This is a genomic window from Malaciobacter mytili LMG 24559, from assembly GCF_003346775.1.
In the GTDB taxonomy this organism is placed as follows: domain Bacteria; phylum Campylobacterota; class Campylobacteria; order Campylobacterales; family Arcobacteraceae; genus Malaciobacter; species Malaciobacter mytili.
This window is the reverse complement of record NZ_CP031220.1, coordinates 19,282-37,800: the sequence shown is the minus strand read 5'-3', so window position 1 is coordinate 37,800 and position 18,519 is coordinate 19,282. Positions and strand designations below refer to the sequence as shown.

Genomic DNA, 18,519 nt, shown 5'->3' with positions numbered 1-18,519 from the left:
TGAGCAACAATTTTTTAACTTTTTTTACCAATTATCAAAATATCTCATTTTGTCTTTTAGCGATATTTTTTCACAAAGAATAATGTCTTCTTTCTTTTTAAACTCCTTTAATGCTTCAAAATGTTCATAGTATTCACTATTAAAGCCGAAAAGATTTTTCTCTTTTGGTATTTTGATTTCTCCTTGATAAAACATACCTAGAAAAGTTAGAAAACCTATTTTATCTTCTTTCCATTCTTCTCTAATGTAGTTTTCCTTAGCTTTATCAACAAAATGCATTTTTGTCTCTAGTGGCAACTTTTTAATTAACTTTATTGCTAAATATCTTGAAAATTTATAGTTATTATCAATTAATGTTTTCATTATATTGAAAGAATCAAAATTGTTTCTTTCTAATTGAATTGCCATTTGACAAAAATATCTTTCACAAAATTTTGAGGTATCAAATGCAAGTTTATTATCTAAATCGTAAATCCATTTCCAAGTATAATTTACTATATGGTATGGATGAGGTTTAGAATAGTCTTTCATCTGTTCAACAGATTTAAGAACTTTAAAATACATTGGATTAATTAAGTGTTTAAATTTTCTATTTTTTGCAATTTTTAAAACTGATAATTCTAAATCACCATCTTCAATCCAAATTTCTTGGATATAAGCTAATTCTTCATCAGTTATTAATGGAATTTTTCTTTCAGATATTACTTTTTCTTCAGTTTCTAACAATCTTATTAATACTTGTTTTCTAAAATTAAGATTATATCCACCTGGAATTTGCATACCTTTTCTATGATTATTCATATCATATTTTTTCATCCTATGTTTCCCATGAATAAAAATATCTCTGTTATCATTCCATTCAGCATATCTAAATTGTGCTAACCAATTACGAAAGTCTTCCATATATTTTAAATAGTCATAATGATGTGTTAAATTATTAAGTGTTTTATCTTTTTCAAATAATAAACACACCCAACAACCATATCTTGCAGACTTACCACAACCAGGAGTTAAACCAGTTTCAAAACCTTCTAAAAGACTTTTACATTCATCCCCATCATTTGCAGCTTCAGCATAAATTCTACCTAATTCATTTGCATTTACCCAATCTAATCTATGATTATATATATGATTCCAAACATCATTAGAATTCCAATATTCTATTGGTGCATATAAATTACAATTTTTGAATTCATGTTCTTTAAATGAGCCATCTATTGTAAGTTGTTCCATTCTTTTTTTTCTATCAATTGATTCATCTTGCCTTTGTCCTGTGATTGCAATAAAACCATTTTTATTATTTTTTAGTATTGATAATATTGCTTTTTTTTGAGGCAAAATTTTCATGCGGTCTGTACACCAGCGATTATCTTTTCTTGGGGCCAAATAGCCTTTCCCAATCAACAATGAAAAAAATGTATTTTTTATAATAGGAGCAACTTTTAAGACTTCTACATTCAAATCGTATTTTTTTGAAAATTCCTTCAATTCTTCAATTGAATTTAATATACCTATTATTATTGGATCCATTTCTAATAATGTATCTGAAAAAACAATATAAGTTTTTTTTTGATTAATCTTTTTATAAATAAATTTATGTAAAAGAAGTGATTTAAAAACAACATCCAATGTAACAGTAGAATCTTTACCGCCACTATAAGCAACGGAGAAAGGTCTATCATCATAATTATACAAGTATATCAATTGAGCATAAGTATCTATATGTTTTAAGATAATTGGTGCATTAAAGCCTATTATATTAAAACTTGATATATTTTCTAAGAAATTTTCTATATCATTTTTAATAGTTTGTACAAGTACTGTATTGAATTTTTTATTAGGATTTGCACTCATTTTTATCCTTTTATAAGTTAAAAACTAAAAGGATACAAATAGTAGTATCCCGTAAGGAATACAATCTTTTGTATCCCTTTACGGGTTAGCTCTTTTGAGCAACTACTCTGAAACACTCTACAATCTAATTATTTAGATTATAGACTATACCTTCGCAAACTTCTTTTGGTTTCTCACCTGGGCTACAAGACTTCTATCTTATAGTTTACAAACTTTTGCCCTTTTGGATGTATCTCTACTCCATTTGCCTTTTTGGCACAGCTTATTGCTCTCGCAACAAACTTATATCTATTATTATAGATAATTCAAAAAATGAATACTATTAATATAGCTAATTGTTTGTTAAATATTACTTAGTGTTTCTTTTGAGATTTGAGTATTATAATTATTGTTCTTTGTCTGTTTTTTAGTCTGTTTATATATATAAAAAAAACCTCTTTCAAGGAAAAACTTATCGTTTTAATTCTCTCTCTTATTTACTGTCCCATTTTGGGACAGTAAATTCTACGCAATTTTAAAATATATTAAATTTGGATGTTTTAACATATCTTTATTTAATATTTTATTTCCTACAATTTTTCCATCATTACAATATCCATGTAAAGGAAAAAAACCATTACTATTTGATATAACCCATTGTCCTTTTTCTTTCATAACTATTCCTCTTGAATGTTTTCCCCAATCAATTATATCTCCTTCATATATTTCATTTTCTTCTTTATCTTTATAGTATGTTGACTCAAAGATATATTTTGGAATATGCCATTCAAAACAAGAAGAAATTTCTACACAAACTTTTAAATTCATATAATCAATTGCTTTTACTTTTCTCAAGCACTTTTCTCTTTTTAGAATAGTTTTAAATTTAGGTAAATTTTCAAACATTTGAACCTCTTTCTTTATTTACAGAGTTTATTGCATTAATCATTTTTGTAACTATTTCTGTATTAAAATTTTTCTTTAAATCTATCCCTTTTGAAATTGCACAACCTATAAGATTTGTTTTATCTTGTGAAATATCTAAATAAATATCTTCAAAATCAACATTATCTTTTCTTGAATTAATTTCAATATGAATATTATAAATGTTTTTACCAACATCTATCCATAAACAATCCAATGTAATTTCTAATCTCTTATTAAACGCATCAACTATTTCCATTACAATTGGTTCAAAGTGTTTTGATACAATTTCATCTTCAAAAGATATTAATACATTATTGATTTTTTTTGTTACTATTGTAGTTGCCATTTTATTATCCTTATGCTACATTTTCATTATTTAAAGAGTTTAAATAAACTCCTTTACCTTTTACATAAAAACCTAATTGATTATCTTTTAAATAATCACAAAGCTTTTTAAAAGTAGTTAATTCTAGCTTTTCATTAAGTTTTATTACTTTATATTTCTTATTTGTTTTTTCATTATTTACTTCAATAACTTCACCTGAAATAAACATTTTTTCGAAATCATAATTTTTTGAAGAAGTTTTTGCTTTTCTTTTAGATGGTTTTTGCTTAACATAATCTTCTTTTTCAAAAGTATGTATATTCTCAACTAATTTGATATATATTAGTTTCCCATCATTGATTTTTTCTTTTAGATTAAAAGCTATTTGACTTTTTGTAGATTTATTTGGTTCTTTTTTAAATGTAGTTATGTACTTATCATCTATTTTCACAAAACTTTTTGTAACCTTTACTACTTCATTATCTCCGATAATTTTATAAACTCTACCTGCAATAAGTCCTGAAACACTTGAATACTTCTTAGAAACTTTAATATATTCAGTTTTTTCGTTTGTTTTTTCCGCAGTAAAATACACTTCTTGAATAGTTTTTATTTTTTTTGTTAAAGTTTCTTCTTCACTATCTCCTATTTTTAATTTTACAATGTCATTTAATTTATTTAAGAACTTCATAAAATCATCTAGAAGCCCCTCTTGACCATCTTGTTTTTTAAGTATATTGTTATATGCAATTTTCCAAGATTTTGTGGTATGTTTTTCGATGATCTCAATATTATTACTACTTTTTTTCTTGAAAAATAAATTACATATATTTCTACTTCTGTATGAGAAGCCTTTTACATTTGCAAATTTTATATAACCATTACCTTTTGCAATTATTCTTCCATTCTTTTCGATATGCCAATTACTTCCTTTTGGATTTTTTTGATATTCTACAGGAGGTAAATCCTTTGGATATGGGTTAGATTTATTATCATAACAAAGATAATATTCATTTTGAAATTTAATAATATCTTGTTTATACTTTTCGATTAATGCACAAGAGTTTTTTACTTCTCCAATACTTGCTGCAACATTATTTGCTAAATTTTCAAGTTTTTCTATTTTTTTAGTTAGTTTATTAACTTGATACATTGCATCTTCTGAATAACTACTCATTACACAATTGCCTGAAATAATACCCCCACTTGAATTTTCAATTACAAGGATATAACCATTTTTAACTGCTATCCCTTTCCAACTTTCAAAATCAAAGTAATCAGTCATTGAATCACTTCTATCCTCTTTAAAACCATATATAGTCCACCCTAAATAGTTTAAAGCATAACTGATATTTAGTTTTGCATTATCTTTAGCATAGCTATCATATGAGTAAGTTTCATAAGTTTTATTTTTTCTCCTTACAATTTTTCCATTAACTGTATGGAAATCTCTTCCTTCTTCTAAGCTTTTTTTTCTTTCTATTAAATTTGAACTAAGTATCTTAGAAAATTCTTTTATTTCATCAAAATTAAAATAAGTTTGCATGTAAATTCCTTTTTATATAAGGAAAATAACTCCCATAATTGGGAGTTAGAAATTTCCTAAACTCCCAATTGGGATTTAAGCAGCTCTAAGAGCAACTAGAAATATTTAATTACTTCTTTTTCTTTCATTAATATTAAACTTTTAACAGTACCCCAATTACCATACTTATGTTTTATAGTTCCATTACATATTTTGTTTTTTTTACAATATTTATAAACTTCATAAATTGAGCCAAATTTTTTACCATTAAAAAAATATTCATTTACTTTAGTACACAAAGCTTTTAAAATATTTTTTTCTTCTTCTTTATTTGCTTTTCTACAATTTAAACTACTAATTTGCATTACATTCCTTTTCAATTAAAGGGTTTAATACACTGATTATTTTTGAGAACATTTCATCAAAATTTGACGCATAAACAAATCTATCTTTATTATTTTCTAATAAATCTATTTTTTTATTCTCTTTTTTACAATCAAGCCACAAAGTTGCATTAAAATTATCATTAGCTAAATCTCTAATATGGAATCTAATTTCTACAGATAATTCAAAACTACACCTTTCTGTGACACTCCTATCATAAGTAATATAGGTAGATAAATTTCCTAATGAATAACCACAAAACCAATTTGTTTGAGTTTGTGTTATCTTATGGTTTTTTGGAATTATTAATTCCTTTAATTCTTGTTTTGCAAGTTCATTGTATCTTGTAGCATCTATTTGAGATAAAGTATCTTTATTTTTTCCAAGAATCTCAAATTTTATATTTTTATCTATTCCGCATTTTACAATGTAAGATTCTGAAGCTTTTCCAATTCGTGGTTCTATATTAGATGAGATATTGTATTCTCTTGTAAAATAGCTGAAACCACCCAATAAATGAGTTCCAATATTCTCAATTACATCTACTCTGTTAGAATTTACTTCAAAATTATCTTTTGGAGGGTATTCTTTATACCAATGAACTAAATCACCAATAAAAAATTTAGGTAATAGTCCAATATCTACAAAGTCTTCATATAAAGACTTATTATAAGGTGCTTCTAAAACAAAATTTTTCAAAGACCTTATCAAATCTTTATCATCATATTTTGAAGTACCTTTTATTCCAAAACAACTACTTTTTCTTAAAAAAACATTTTTTAAATGATTTTTAGTTAAAACATTATTTATTTCATTAATTATGTTACTACTAATATCTATATTATTACTCATAATTAAACTCCTAATTATAATTGTGCTATTGGCACAAATAGTTCGTTATTACTTAGAGTTCTTGTAGTAATAAAATTATCTTTTTCATTTAAGAAAATTCTTTTGTGAAATAGTATTTCTCCACTATCAAGTTTTTCAAATCTTATATAATATATAAAATCAGAAACTTGAATTGCTTGCCATAATTTATATTTTAATGTTATAGATATTTCACCTATTTCATTTTCAATTATAAATAATGAATCTTCTTCATATAATCTTAAATTATGTTTTAAATCATCTTGATTTATATCTTTGCAATAACTAATCAAATCTTCTTTAAGAATATGATTTAGTCTTTCTGCTTCAGTAGAAAACCAAACTATATCAATATTTTCAAGTAATTCTCCATTGTAATTATATTTATTAAACTCAATCCCATATGGATAATCTACTCTTGGATCTTCATTAACAAAATCTAATTTTTTATATTCAACATTACCAATTGGATAATCTTTAATATTACAATTTACTATAACATCATTTTCATCTATAATACAAAATTTAGGTTCTATCCTCAATTTATTAATTGTGCTTCTTAAAACTTGATTTTCTTTTTCAAGTCTGTTTTCCTTTTCTGAAGGTATTTCAAGTTCATTTCCAAATGAAGAAATCTTTGTTAGATTATATCTTTCAGTCCAGCTTTCATCGCAATCATCACAAGTATATATTCTAAATATTTCTTCAGATTGATAATCTTCATAATTTGAAAAATTTTTAGAGCCACAACAAGGACAAATAGTTTCCTCTTGCCATTTCTGTAAATTATGATAATGCCCTGAAAAATCAACATCAATAAAATCAACTCCATCTATTTCTTCAACAGTATATATAGTTAAACCACAATCATCTGTAACTGTTTTTATTGTTACTACTTCTCCTAAATGTTTAAGAATTATATCTGAACTTGAAACTCCATCTACCTCATCAAGTGTAACAATTCTAACTTTTTGCCCTACTTTGTAATTTTCCATTTTATTTTCTCTCTTTCTAATTATTCGTTATATTAAGCATTAATGCTTTTAATTTATTAACCAGAGAGTAAATATACCCTAGAGGGTAAATTATTTACCCTCAAAGGCAACTTACAAAATTATTTCCAAATAGTCTCAATTAATGAGATATTTTTATTTATTTTTTCTTCATTAACTTTATTAAAGAAATTTTTTCTTAATGTATTGATATCATTAGGAGTGTATAATTTTGAGAAGAAATATAAATATTTTGATTTAGTATTTCTATGTTCTTCCCATAATGTAACTACACAAGCAGCAAGCAAAACATCATTTGAATCTTTAAGTTTTGTTGACCTTTTAATCTCCATAACTTTATTATAATCTTCCATCTTATGAATGTTTATATGTTCAAATGTTTGGTACTCATTTCCATTAGTATCAATAAAAGTGAAATCACTCCAATAAATATTATTTCTATCTCTAGCACCTTCAATGCAACTTGGGATATTTTCAAAGTTTTTTCCATATTTTGGAACTCTCAAAAATTCAATTGCATATGTTTGTTCAGTTGCAGGTTTTTTTTCATTTCTTTCTAAGATAAGAGAATATTGGAATTTATTAAAGATATTTATTGCAACAAATTTTAAGTTAATTTTGTGTGCATTACTTATTTCTTCAATTAGAGTATCAAATTGCTTCTCAATTTTATCAAGTGTATCACTAAAATCAAGTTCATTTTCAATTTTAGGTAAGCCATCAATAAAAATATCACTATGATTTTCTATTAATTCTTCTCTAATATTTAATGTATCATATAAAATTGTTAACAATTTATCTTTATATAAATTTTGTTCTATTACCAGACCTAACTCATAACCCTCATCTAGCATTTTTTGCCAATTTGCTATAAAACTTTCTTTTAATTCTTTTAATGAATCAATTTCATTTTTAAAATTCATTTTGTTCTCCTATAATAATTTTAAAAGGTGTTTCACCATCACATTTATACCAATCATCATCAATTGGAATATCTATATTGTCATAAGTTACTCTATATGGATTTAAAAGACCAAATTCATATCTATAAATTTTCCCCTCTTCATCTAATAGTTTTACACCTGTTCTTAAAACCAATGCCATTTCTTCAGCATCTTCAAAACAAAAAAATTCGTCATAATTAATTAATTTAACTAATTCATTTACTTTTTCTTCTAACTCTTTTGTTAAGTAATTTTTAATACTATTAAATTGTAGTTTTAATAATAAATATTGAAATTCACTATTCATTGAATCAACATACTCTTCAATAATATTTATATCTAGATATTCTTCATTTAGATATCTATTTTCTATGTTTTCTTTTAATACCTCTACTAATAACATAATTTTCCCTTTTCATTTTAAAATAGTAAGCCAGATGCAAAAGTATTTAATTGTTCAATGTTATATATACTTTTAATATCTAATGCATTATTATTTTCATTTATTTTTAAATATTTGTTTAGCTTATTATTATTGTCATAATAATCTTTAAGTAAGTTAGCAAGTTTAATAACATCATTATTTGCACTAAATAGAATCTCATCTAATGTTTCTTTTGTTATAAGAACTTCTGAATTTTTTACTAATTCAAAAGGTGCATTTTGTGTATACATTCTTTGGGTTATTTCAATTCCAACAAAATCACTCATATTATTTTTTCTTTTTGCTGAAATCATATAACCATTATATTCATTATTATTATAAGCTTCATCAGCTTCGAAACAAGATTGAGAACCAAAATATGAAGTACTTGTATTGTATTTCTTACTACTTGTTTTATAAGTAATTTTTTTACCATTGAAAGTATTATCTTCTATTGCCTCATATATACACTTAGCCATTTGCTTAAACATTTGCTTATTTCTATCAAGTTCAGATATTACGGAAATATCTTTTACTACTTCTGTATTATCTTTAAGTAGTTCTTCTCTATCATTTATATAACACCAATATTCAAACATTTTTTCAACATAATCATCAATAAATTCATATGAAAAATAGCTATATTCTTTTTTGTAGTTATCTAGTTCTTTAAGTATTTTCGTTTTGATATGTTCTTTAATATCATCACTATACTTTAGTTTTTCTAAGTAACTGTAAAAATTGCTATTTGTATATAGTGATATCCATACTTGCCATGTAAAAAAGTTTTTACACTCTTGATACTCATTTAATTTCCATTTAATAGTAGATTTATCTAAATGTACTATGCAAGTTTCTACATTTGTGCCTTGCTCTTTAAATGAACCTTCTTGATTATGATAAATATTTCCTAATTGAGTAGCTTTTTCATACATCCAATTTGAAAGTTTATCTTTGTTTGAAATAAAACTTGATGGAATAATTGCACATAAAGTTCCATTATCTTTTAACATTTTGAAAGCATGTTTAATATGTTTTATATATGTTGTACCTTGATAAGGAGGATTCATAAATATATAATCATATTTGATAATATAATCTTTATTATATTCCATAAAATCCATACAAATTGGATCATAACCCTTTTTCTTTAATACCTCTTGATTTATATCTAAAATTTCAACTATATCAAGTGTTGAATATGGTGTAATTTTTCTAATACTATCACTTATTCCCCCTACTCCAGCACTTGGTTCAAGTATTTTTAGATTTTTTTGAAATTCATCATCAAAATAATCAAAATTTGCAATTCTAAACATATCATCAACTAAGTTTTTTGGTGTTGGGAAAAATGCAGTAGGGTTTTTTTTAGGCATTATCTCAGTTTCAATATAATTATTAATAAATGGTTTTGGATTAGTTAAAAAACAAAATTTCTTTCCACTAGAATTATATTTTCCACCTATCAATTTTAAATATGCTTTAAGTGTTAGATAATATTCTCTTTTAAGTTCAATTTTTATTGATACTTCAAATAATTCTTCATCTATAATAATACTATTTTGTAGTATTTCTTTTAAATTCATAATAAGTACTCCCTTATAATACTAATATTAAAATTAGCCAAAATGAAGTACTTATTACCTATGAGGTAAATAAATACCTCATCGGCAAAATACAATTTAATTAATCTGTATATCTTTAATTAAAATAAACACCCTTTTCTGAAATTTTCTAAAACACTGTCATCATACAAATCTAACTTATTATCAAAAGCAACTTCAGTTATTTGTGAAAGGCTCATTTGTTCTTCTTTTTTCTCAACTATAGGTTTTTTTATATTGAAGTGATTACAAATATTATTAATTATTTTTTCATCTATATGTTGATGAAATTTTTCAACTATATAATTTGCAACTTCTACAATAGCTTTTTTATTTTTTGTTAATTGATTTTTATGGTGTTTTGTAATTTCTTCTAAATCCTTAAATAAAAGAAATATATTTTCATCTACTTTTACATTTTCTCTTAAACAATCTTCTATAGTAAAAGTTTCAAAAGATAATAGTTTATTCATTTCTTTTATAAGATTAGGAATCAATGTATTTGTTTGCTTATACCAGCATTTTTTAACAATTGAATTGAATGAGTTAATGAAATTAGTTTTAGCCATTTTCCGTTCTTCTTCCAATAATTGTTTTGTTTCTTTTACTAGTGTTCTATAGTCACTAGTTAATATTAATTCTTTATTTTCAAGCATTGTTTTTTTATTATATTCACAAGTTTCATTATTTATTAAATTGTCAAGTCTTTCTTTGAAACTATCATAAATTATAATAGTTTCAAAATGGGGTGCAAAATATTTTATTAAATCTTTTACAGCATAACTAGTTAACAATTTATATAGATTAAAATCATTACTTAGTATCAAATTAAAACAAGCATAATCAAATTCAAAATAAGATTTTTGGCAAGCAATACTAGCTAAAATATCAATTGAATGATTATATTGTTTCTTATATATAGCATGTTGACTGCAAAAAAAGACATCATTTATTAATTCTTCTTTTGAGAAGTTATGATATTTTTTAAGAAATTCATTATATTTTAGATTTGAATACTCTAAGTTTGTTTTATATGATTTAATCCTATCTATAGCAGCTTGCTCTTCAGTCATATCCCTTGTAGGACATTTTGGTTTAATACCTAATGTATCATAACCATATTCAGATAATTTGTATTTATTATCCAAAAATAAATTATGTACATTCTTAATGAAATCATTGATATTATGTTCATTAAGAGCATTTAATTCAAAATCACTAAACATTCTTTTTTGAAATATTTTTTCATATCTTTTATAGATTTTATAATCTAATTCTAGTGGGTGCTCAAAACAAGTATTTTTATAAGCTTCATATTGAGTGCAACCCCCTTGATACTCATTTAGAATAATATATTCCACATAATCATCAAATTTTTCATAATTTATTATTGCTTCAATGCTCCATTTTGAATATCTTTTATTTGTTTCACAACTTATAAGATTATTATCTCCACCTTTATTAAAGATTATTATCTTATTGTCTTTAGTTTGTATTGCTGCTTGATTATCAATATAGTAAACAGACATTTTATATCCTTATATAATTAATGTTTTTTGTTCTACATTATAAAATTTGATCTTAAAGTATTTAAGTACTTTTTCAAAAATTTCATACCAAGAACTTGTATTAATTGGTTCATCTATAATTTCTTTAAGTTGAACTTGAAAAAATTCAAATATATCATTTTCATAATCATCTAATGAAATATTATGATATTGTTCATAATTATAGATTTTGTCAGTAATCTCTATTATTCTTTTTAAAGTTTTATCTGTAATAAGATTTGATATTATGTAACTTACACCATATTCATCATCATTACCCTCTTTTAAGTTTAATAATATTTTTTTCTCAAAAGTTTTTACATCATTCTCAAAATCAGTTACCTCTAAATTAAGATCATACATTTCATTTAATTTATTTAAAAACTCCATTTCTGAATTTTTAGGTAAGTAAATCAACTTGTTTTCCACAGATGTATTATTTTCTTTAATAAATAGACTGTTGCCAATTTTTTTAACTAAAGAATTATTTATACCTGTTTCTCTCCAAGCTGAATCTCTTTTTATTTCTTTTGTATCAATTACAAAACTAGTTTTACTCTCTTTTGTAATTAAAATACCAATTGATGCAAGTTTGTTAAAAAAAATATTTTTTATAAATTTACAATCTACATAATAATAAAAAATATCTTCTTCATTAATTTGTCCAAATACTTTATATCTTTTATTATCTATTTCTATTAACTTTTCAATGCATTCATTCCAACAAAATTCAAGCTTATAACCTTCTAAGCAAAGTCCATAAGTATTATCATTTGTAAATTGAATAAAATCCTTATTTTTCCCTTCTGAATATGCAATTGCTGCATGTACTTGATTAAAGTATTTTTCGTATAAATCTTGACAAATATTCACTATATACTCTTTTTTATTATCTGGAAAAATGAATTTATGAAAGTTTGGTTTAATATCTACATATAGCAATTTTTTTAAATCTTCTCTCATATACAATTCAATTGACTTATAATTTATAATTTCAAGAATAAACTCATTTTCTTCATATTTAATAATATAACTATGTTTAACAATTAGCATATCTTTATCAAAGATTTTCCCTTTATTAACTTTATTATCAAAAGAAACATTCTCTTTACCAAATAAGAATTCTAATAATGTTAATGGATTTGATATTATTAATTGAGCATTTTCAGTTATAATATTTTTAAGCAATGAAACTCTTTTAATATAAAAGATTCCATCTTCTTTTGAGAATTCATAATCATCTGTATCAATGATTATCGGATTAAAATCTATTTTTTCAGATTCAAATTCTTTTATTTCAATATTATTATAACCATTGTTATTTAACTCATTACGTAAAACTTTTTTAGAAAGCCATATATTACAAGTTTCATAACCTAATTCTGAAAAGTCTTCAACATTTGGTTGATAATATTTTTTTAATTCTTTATTTAATTGCATTTTTTACCTTTATAATAATTTTTCATTAATTAAAGGATAAACACTTCCCTTTAATAGGGATAGTTTTTATCCCTAGTGGGTTAGCATTTTTTTGCAACAAGTTACTTAATTTTTCTTAGTTCTATTTTTTCATTAATTCACAGAACTTTTACTATTCTTGAATTTGGAATAATATTTTTTATGGCTTCTTTTTTTGAATATCCTCTACCATTGTAAATATCATCTTTTTCATTTAAAATCACATAATCATTAAACTCTACTCTATGATGGATAATCCAATCTTTAAAATTATATTTATTATCCATAAAGTCTATTAAATCTGAAAGATTTTTCATAGAATTTGGATTTTTTAATTTTAATAGTAAATTATTTCTTGTATTTGCTAAGAATATACGATAATTCCAATTACTAAAATTTTTACACTTTTCATTCCATCCATCAATAGGTTTTATATTATATGATTTACTATTAAGTAAACAATCTAAAATACAGTTTGGTTCGATAAAGTAAAATTCTTCTAATATTCTTATTAAAGAGGAATCTAACTTTATTTGATTATTTTCATCAATAAAAGCATTTTCCATTCTCAATAGTGAATTTGTACTTAAATTCTTTTTGGACCAATCTACTTTAATACTTATTCCATTATTTTGAATAACATCCACTTGTAATGTTATATTTGTTTCTTTTTCCATTTTAACCCTTCTTTAAAATAATCTATTATTTAATTTTGCATGTGCAAAAAGTAAATAATCTTTAATTGATTTTATGAGAACATTATGAAGTAAATAATCAATTGATTGCCCTATTATTTCTGACTCTATAGTTTTGCTACAAGTTTTAAAAGTAAATTCATTTGGTATAGACATTAATCTAGCCATCATTTCATTTGAAGGAAAAAAAAGTTTATTTTCTCTTTTCTCATCTTGTATAACCACTGAATCTTTAGCCATTCTATCTTGTGATTTTAGAAAAGTAGGACTATATAAAGAATCTCTTTTAATAAGTCTAATTCTATTTGTCTTTAATCCATCCTGTAAAGATTTACTAAATGTTACTTCTCTTGCTTCACCTGATACAATATAAGGTTCAATATATGTATCCCAAATTTCATTAGTATTTCTAAAAGTTACTTTTGGCAAATTATAATCAAATGGCAACAATGTAGCTATTAAATAGTATCTAACTCTTGATGTAAGTCCACCAAAATCTCTACTATCAAATATTTCATGTTTTATTTCATAACCTAATCTTTTTAATCTTGACACAAGAATTTTTCCTGCATCTGAATTCTTAAATCCTTTTACATTTTCTATTAATATTGTTGGAGGTAAAAATTTATTAGCAAAAGTTAATGCATCAAATACCATATCTAATGTTGAACTTCCTTCATCTAATGATTTATTTTTTAAAGAAGAAGCTTTAACATTCGAAAAATCATCACATTGTAACGATACATGATAAAGTGTGTTTTTACTAATATTTGTTAATTTTTCTATTCTATCAAGGTCTAAAGTCATAATATCTTCATTTATTAAAGTATTTATATTTAAATTGTCTAAAGCATTTAATGCTCCAGTTTCACTTAAATCTTTTTTATCTCTTTTTTCATGAGGTCTATACTCAATTAATGTATCTATTTGAAATTTATTCTCTTGTAGTGAAAAACCATCAATACCAGAACTACAAGCAAGAGTAGCAGTTAGAGGATTTTTTAATTTCTTAAACTTTTGAATAACACCATATACTTTATTTGCAATAGGTTTAATTTCAATTAATCCTTTTTTAAAAGTAATATGGACATTTTTTGTTTCTTCAGGGAAGGCTTGATTTATTAACTTTTGACTTCTTATATCAAGTAAAGTTTCTAAAGGATTATTTTTCCTTGTTTTATACTCTCTTTGATAAACTTTTTTAATTTTACTATCATTTTCATTTGCAAGTCTTATTAATAAACCTTTACCAGGACCTATTAATTCTTCAACAATTTTAACTCCATACTCGAAGCCAAATAAAGGTAACCAATTTGTTGAAATAACTAATTTTTTGCCATTTTGCGAAGGTTGTAATTTTAACTGTTTTGTAATTATATTAGGAATATTACACATGTAATTCTCCTTTTATAATCATGCTTCTTAATATAGCTAAATCATCTTCTTTCAATTTATTTAATGTTAAATCAAATTTGACGCTACCTATTTTTAAAGCTTTCAATTCTGTTCTAAAATTCTTTGTATTCTCTATATTATAGAAAATTTGATTATTGATTAAATTAAATTTTGCTGTAACAATACCATCTTTTATAATAGGTTTTAAATCTTTTAATTTAGATTTCTTCTGTACATAAAAGTTTACATATAGATAAACTTCTAAATTTGTTAAATTTAAAGTAATCACTTCTTTATTGATTAGATGATTATTATCATTTAAAATTAGTACATCATAATCATCTTGTTCATATTGTTTTGAGAGCTTATACATTTCACGAAAACTTAGATTTTTACAATCTAAACATATACCACCAATCCAAAGATTATATTTTTTTTCTTTAATTAATTTTTGTATTGATGATTTACTATTTAAGTTTTCAATATATGTATTGGCAGAATTCCTATTTTCGAACATTTCAAAAACTGTAAGTCTATGTTGATTTATTTCAACAATTTCATAGTTCTTTGAAGACATATCTTGATTAATTTTAAGATTTGCACTCATTTTTATCCTTTTATAAGTTAAAAACTAAAAGGATACAAATAGTAGTATCCCGTAAGGAATACAATCTTTTGTATCCCTTTACGGGTTAGCTCTTTTGAGCAACTACTCTGAAACACTCTACAATCTAATTATTTAGATTATAGACTATACCTTCGCAAACTTCTTTTGGTTTCTCACCTGGGCTACAAGACTTCTATCTTATAGTTTACAAACTTTTGCCCTTTTGGATGTATCTCTACTCCATTTGCCTTTTTGGCACAGCTTATTGCTCTCGCAACAAACTTATATCTATTATTATTATAGATAATTCAAAAAATGAATACTATTAATATAGCTAATTATTTGTTAAATGTTACTTAGTGTTTCTTTTGAGATTTGAGTATTATATTTATTGTTCTTTGTCTGTTTTTTAGTCTGTTTATATATATAAAAAAAACCTCTTTCAAGGAAAAACTTATCGTTTTAATTCTCTCCCTTATTTACTGTCCCATTTTGGGACAGTACTTATGCATATAATATTCCATTATCTAATTCTAGATAATTTATATTATTTATAAAATCTTTTCTTTTAACACCAATTCTTGTACCATATGGAACAGGCGAACCATCAATAAAATTATATTCTTCATTCTTTAAGTTATTAAAAGTTTCTTTATATTCTAGAGTTTCTAATTCTTCTTTCTCATGTATCCAACTTCTAAATTTTTGAATTACTTGCATTATTGTTGCAATTTTCATTTGTTTAGTATCAAAATACATATTAATATTTTCCACTAAATAATCTGCAAATTTATCTTCGACTTCTTTAGAATTAGTAAAATAAATTTCTTTTATTTTCTTTAATCCATCTTCTATATCTATAAAACTAATCATTTTTTGCCTTTTTATTTATTTTTTACATCCAATGTGTACCGTAACTTCTCATATCGTATTCACAACTGTATTTTGAGAATGTTTTTTCTTGAGACTCTTTAATCCCCCATAATGTGTCATTAATTTTGAAACATTCAAATGCAGGTATCTTAAAAAAGTCAATTGTTTCAATTTCAACAACAGTTGCATAATCAGACTCAGAGCCAATAAAAAGTGGTGAAGTATGAACTATAAATGATGTTTCATTTTTACTACGAATATTTTTTAGTACTCTCTCAATAAATAGACTGTTTATAAAATCCCAACCCTTATATTGAATAAATTTTATACCTTCATATTCTCCTGTATAAAAAGAAATCTCTTCTAAATTTTCTTCACTAAAGTTATTTGCTGCAAATTCATAAATTACATTAGGTATTTCATAATAAATTACAGGAACTTCTTCAATGTGACTGTAACCTTCAAAAGTCATATAGTCCTCAATTAAGCTATTGAATACTAAGTTTAGTTTTTGATGTTTCTTAAACCTTTCCCAGTATTCAATATAGCAAGCTTTATTTGTTTCTTCACATTCACCTTTTGGGTACAATATTTTCAGGAGGTTTTTGTGGTTTTTGTATGTACTAATCATTGTTTTCCTTTATATTAAAAGGAATATATTTATCCACAAGGGATAAGAATATTCCCTTGTGGGTTAGCTTTAATAAGCGACTTTTTTATTTACATTTTTAGTAAATATTAGAATATTTAATTTATATACTATTGGAAAGTAAAAAATTATACCTATATAACTCTTCTATAGTTATTTTTAGATATTACATATCCTTTTAAGTAAAAGTCTCACTTTATTGTTGTGTTTTAATTACTGTAATAGAAGAACTAAGATTTTTCTGTCATTTCTTTTTTGATGAATTCATCAACTGTTGCATATTTTTTAATTAAATCTGCAATCTTTCCCTCTTTATCTTCTAAAAAAAATGTTGGGCAATATGTATCATCTTCGAACTCTATTACAACATATTTCTTTTCTGCAAGCTTTAGCGTTTCTTCATGTTCACCAAAGATACCATTTTCTTGTAGTTCTCTCTTGAACTCCCTATTAAAAATTAAATAAACTTCGCCATCTATATATCCTATTAAAGAGCTCTCTTTATCTCCTTCATAAACTGTTAATGAATTGTCTGCAATAATCTCTTTTGTTAAAGGACATACGATAACTCTATTTTCTTCCTCAAAAAATACTTCATTAATATTAGATGAAATTTTCATTTATGACTCCATAGCAGCTTTAAATACTCTATCAAGAGAATCTAAAGGTAAATCTTCTATCATGTCATTAATCAAATAATTATCTTCACAATTTTCACTTATTGCATCTTTTTGATAATTGATTTTTATTGAACTATCATAAATATAATAGTGTAAGTCATTATCATAATCTATAATAATTCTGATTATCTTATTTGATACCTCATCTTTAACCAATGCCCTATTTTTTAAATATAATTCATTTTCAAGTTTTTCCCTAGAAATTAGTTTCCAATCTCCATCTTCTAATAACTTTATCATTATTTTTTTCCTTTATAATTTTTGTAGTCTAAACTTTAAAGCAACTTATTTGTACTTTTTTCTTTTATATAAGCTATAACCAACTAATGCACCAAATAAACCTATTGCAATTAGTAGTTCCATACATTTCCCTTTTTACTTTTTATCATTAAAAGAGTTTATTTTTTTAAAATACTCTCTCATTATTGCTCCTAATATGATAAGGATTATACCACTATTATTAATTAAAATCCATAATTTTAATCCATTAGTAAATGCATCAGAAGCAACTATTCCCCCACCAATCATATATAAAGAATCTCCAACTATTGTTAAAATACTAATAACAGTAGAATTATTTTCTATTTTGTCAATAATAATATTCCATAGTGGAGTTATATAAAGAAAAGTAATGGTCAGTAAAATATAAACAATATATACAGTATTCATCTTTTTTACCTCAGTAATTAATTTTAAAAAAAATCAATATTCCCAATATCTATACGGGAATATTTACAACCCCGTATAGAAGGGTAAAACAAATGAA

General features: G+C 24.1%; 20 protein-coding genes. All 20 read right to left on the bottom strand.

Annotated elements, in window-relative coordinates; translation table 11 throughout:
• Nucleotides 1-24: 24 nt before the first annotated feature.
• Nucleotides 25-1,854, bottom strand: coding sequence for a phosphoadenosine phosphosulfate reductase domain-containing protein (locus AMYT_RS14085; protein ID WP_114843251.1), 1,830 nt, complete (start codon nucleotides 1,852-1,854; stop codon nucleotides 25-27).
• A gap of 504 nt (nucleotides 1,855-2,358) precedes the next feature.
• The gene (locus tag AMYT_RS14080) at nucleotides 2,359-2,739 is read right to left on the bottom strand and encodes a YopX family protein (protein ID WP_114843250.1); all 381 of its coding nucleotides are present in this window, start codon (nucleotides 2,737-2,739) and stop codon (nucleotides 2,359-2,361) included.
• Nucleotides 2,732-3,106, bottom strand: a complete 375-nt coding sequence (locus AMYT_RS14075; protein ID WP_114843249.1) for a hypothetical protein — start codon at nucleotides 3,104-3,106, stop codon at nucleotides 2,732-2,734. Before AMYT_RS14075 ends, AMYT_RS14080 begins: the two co-directional genes overlap by 8 nt.
• 10 nt (nucleotides 3,107-3,116) lie before the next feature.
• A complete protein-coding gene (locus tag AMYT_RS14070) occupies nucleotides 3,117-4,631 on the bottom strand; it encodes a hypothetical protein (RefSeq protein WP_114843248.1) in 1,515 nt (504 codons plus the stop codon).
• A 95-nt stretch (nucleotides 4,632-4,726) separates the two neighbouring features.
• Nucleotides 4,727-4,975, bottom strand: a complete 249-nt coding sequence (locus AMYT_RS14065; RefSeq protein WP_114843247.1) for a hypothetical protein — start codon at nucleotides 4,973-4,975, stop codon at nucleotides 4,727-4,729.
• A complete protein-coding gene (locus AMYT_RS14060) occupies nucleotides 4,965-5,846 on the bottom strand; it encodes a hypothetical protein (RefSeq protein WP_114843246.1) in 882 nt (293 codons plus the stop codon). Before AMYT_RS14060 ends, AMYT_RS14065 begins: the two co-directional genes overlap by 11 nt.
• Before the next feature lie 14 nt (nucleotides 5,847-5,860).
• Nucleotides 5,861-6,859, bottom strand: coding sequence for a hypothetical protein (locus AMYT_RS14055; RefSeq protein WP_114843245.1), 999 nt, complete (start codon nucleotides 6,857-6,859; stop codon nucleotides 5,861-5,863).
• Nucleotides 6,860-6,978: 119 nt separating this feature from the next.
• Complete coding sequence (locus AMYT_RS14050; protein ID WP_114843244.1) at nucleotides 6,979-7,800, bottom strand: hypothetical protein; 822 nt, start codon at nucleotides 7,798-7,800, stop codon at nucleotides 6,979-6,981.
• Nucleotides 7,790-8,224 (bottom strand): hypothetical protein, encoded by a 435-nt coding sequence (locus AMYT_RS14045; protein WP_114843243.1) that lies wholly within the window; start codon nucleotides 8,222-8,224, stop codon nucleotides 7,790-7,792. The genes AMYT_RS14050 and AMYT_RS14045 overlap by 11 nt, the downstream gene beginning before the upstream one ends.
• A gap of 17 nt (nucleotides 8,225-8,241) precedes the next feature.
• On the bottom strand, nucleotides 8,242-9,831 hold the full coding sequence (locus AMYT_RS14040) for a class I SAM-dependent methyltransferase (protein ID WP_114843242.1): 1,590 nt from the start codon (nucleotides 9,829-9,831) through the stop codon (nucleotides 8,242-8,244).
• A 119-nt stretch (nucleotides 9,832-9,950) separates the two neighbouring features.
• Nucleotides 9,951-11,378: a hypothetical protein gene (locus AMYT_RS14035; protein ID WP_114843241.1), complete on the bottom strand. Its 1,428-nt coding sequence runs from the start codon at nucleotides 11,376-11,378 to the stop codon at nucleotides 9,951-9,953.
• A 9-nt stretch (nucleotides 11,379-11,387) separates the two neighbouring features.
• Nucleotides 11,388-12,836 (bottom strand): hypothetical protein, encoded by a 1,449-nt coding sequence (locus tag AMYT_RS14030; RefSeq protein WP_114843240.1) that lies wholly within the window; start codon nucleotides 12,834-12,836, stop codon nucleotides 11,388-11,390.
• 137 nt (nucleotides 12,837-12,973) lie between these two features.
• Nucleotides 12,974-13,531, bottom strand: coding sequence for a hypothetical protein (locus AMYT_RS14025; RefSeq protein WP_114843239.1), 558 nt, complete (start codon nucleotides 13,529-13,531; stop codon nucleotides 12,974-12,976).
• Nucleotides 13,532-13,543: 12 nt separating this feature from the next.
• A complete protein-coding gene (locus AMYT_RS14020; RefSeq protein ID WP_114843238.1) occupies nucleotides 13,544-14,944 on the bottom strand; it encodes a DNA cytosine methyltransferase in 1,401 nt (466 codons plus the stop codon).
• Nucleotides 14,937-15,551 (bottom strand): hypothetical protein, encoded by a 615-nt coding sequence (locus AMYT_RS14015; protein ID WP_114843237.1) that lies wholly within the window; start codon nucleotides 15,549-15,551, stop codon nucleotides 14,937-14,939. Before AMYT_RS14015 ends, AMYT_RS14020 begins: the two co-directional genes overlap by 8 nt.
• Nucleotides 15,552-16,055: 504 nt before the next feature.
• Nucleotides 16,056-16,424, bottom strand: a complete 369-nt coding sequence (locus AMYT_RS14010) for a hypothetical protein (protein WP_114843236.1) — start codon at nucleotides 16,422-16,424, stop codon at nucleotides 16,056-16,058.
• Nucleotides 16,425-16,446: 22 nt separating this feature from the next.
• Nucleotides 16,447-17,055 carry a hypothetical protein gene (locus AMYT_RS14005; protein WP_114843235.1) on the bottom strand — a complete coding sequence of 203 codons (609 nt, stop codon included), beginning with the start codon at nucleotides 17,053-17,055 and terminating at the stop codon, nucleotides 16,447-16,449.
• Nucleotides 17,056-17,303: 248 nt separating this feature from the next.
• A complete protein-coding gene (locus AMYT_RS14000; RefSeq protein ID WP_114843234.1) occupies nucleotides 17,304-17,693 on the bottom strand; it encodes a hypothetical protein in 390 nt (129 codons plus the stop codon).
• Nucleotides 17,694-17,993: a hypothetical protein gene (locus AMYT_RS13995; RefSeq protein WP_114843233.1), complete on the bottom strand. Its 300-nt coding sequence runs from the start codon at nucleotides 17,991-17,993 to the stop codon at nucleotides 17,694-17,696.
• A gap of 135 nt (nucleotides 17,994-18,128) precedes the next feature.
• Entirely contained in the window at nucleotides 18,129-18,422 is a 294-nt protein-coding gene (locus AMYT_RS13990) for a hypothetical protein (protein WP_114843232.1), read from the bottom strand.
• Nucleotides 18,423-18,519: the final 97 nt, after the last annotated feature.

What these genes read in the sequence shown, in the direction of transcription:
- AMYT_RS14085 (WP_114843251.1), bottom strand. Translation starts at nt 1,854, where the DNA reads ATGAGTGCAAATCCTAATAAAAAATTCAATACAGTACTTGTACAAACT.
- AMYT_RS14080 (WP_114843250.1), bottom strand. Translation starts at nt 2,739, where the DNA reads ATGTTTGAAAATTTACCTAAATTTAAAACTATTCTAAAAAGAGAAAAG.
- AMYT_RS14075 (WP_114843249.1), bottom strand. Translation starts at nt 3,106, where the DNA reads ATGGCAACTACAATAGTAACAAAAAAAATCAATAATGTATTAATATCT.
- AMYT_RS14070 (WP_114843248.1), bottom strand. Translation starts at nt 4,631, where the DNA reads ATGCAAACTTATTTTAATTTTGATGAAATAAAAGAATTTTCTAAGATA.
- AMYT_RS14065 (WP_114843247.1), bottom strand. Translation starts at nt 4,975, where the DNA reads ATGCAAATTAGTAGTTTAAATTGTAGAAAAGCAAATAAAGAAGAAGAA.
- AMYT_RS14060 (WP_114843246.1), bottom strand. Translation starts at nt 5,846, where the DNA reads ATGAGTAATAATATAGATATTAGTAGTAACATAATTAATGAAATAAAT.
- AMYT_RS14055 (WP_114843245.1), bottom strand. Translation starts at nt 6,859, where the DNA reads ATGGAAAATTACAAAGTAGGGCAAAAAGTTAGAATTGTTACACTTGAT.
- AMYT_RS14050 (WP_114843244.1), bottom strand. Translation starts at nt 7,800, where the DNA reads ATGAATTTTAAAAATGAAATTGATTCATTAAAAGAATTAAAAGAAAGT.
- AMYT_RS14045 (WP_114843243.1), bottom strand. Translation starts at nt 8,224, where the DNA reads ATGTTATTAGTAGAGGTATTAAAAGAAAACATAGAAAATAGATATCTA.
- AMYT_RS14040 (WP_114843242.1), bottom strand. Translation starts at nt 9,831, where the DNA reads ATGAATTTAAAAGAAATACTACAAAATAGTATTATTATAGATGAAGAA.
- AMYT_RS14035 (WP_114843241.1), bottom strand. Translation starts at nt 11,378, where the DNA reads ATGTCTGTTTACTATATTGATAATCAAGCAGCAATACAAACTAAAGAC.
- AMYT_RS14030 (WP_114843240.1), bottom strand. Translation starts at nt 12,836, where the DNA reads ATGCAATTAAATAAAGAATTAAAAAAATATTATCAACCAAATGTTGAA.
- AMYT_RS14025 (WP_114843239.1), bottom strand. Translation starts at nt 13,531, where the DNA reads ATGGAAAAAGAAACAAATATAACATTACAAGTGGATGTTATTCAAAAT.
- AMYT_RS14020 (WP_114843238.1), bottom strand. Translation starts at nt 14,944, where the DNA reads ATGTGTAATATTCCTAATATAATTACAAAACAGTTAAAATTACAACCT.
- AMYT_RS14015 (WP_114843237.1), bottom strand. Translation starts at nt 15,551, where the DNA reads ATGAGTGCAAATCTTAAAATTAATCAAGATATGTCTTCAAAGAACTAT.
- AMYT_RS14010 (WP_114843236.1), bottom strand. Translation starts at nt 16,424, where the DNA reads ATGATTAGTTTTATAGATATAGAAGATGGATTAAAGAAAATAAAAGAA.
- AMYT_RS14005 (WP_114843235.1), bottom strand. Translation starts at nt 17,055, where the DNA reads ATGATTAGTACATACAAAAACCACAAAAACCTCCTGAAAATATTGTAC.
- AMYT_RS14000 (WP_114843234.1), bottom strand. Translation starts at nt 17,693, where the DNA reads ATGAAAATTTCATCTAATATTAATGAAGTATTTTTTGAGGAAGAAAAT.
- AMYT_RS13995 (WP_114843233.1), bottom strand. Translation starts at nt 17,993, where the DNA reads ATGATAAAGTTATTAGAAGATGGAGATTGGAAACTAATTTCTAGGGAA.
- AMYT_RS13990 (WP_114843232.1), bottom strand. Translation starts at nt 18,422, where the DNA reads ATGAATACTGTATATATTGTTTATATTTTACTGACCATTACTTTTCTT.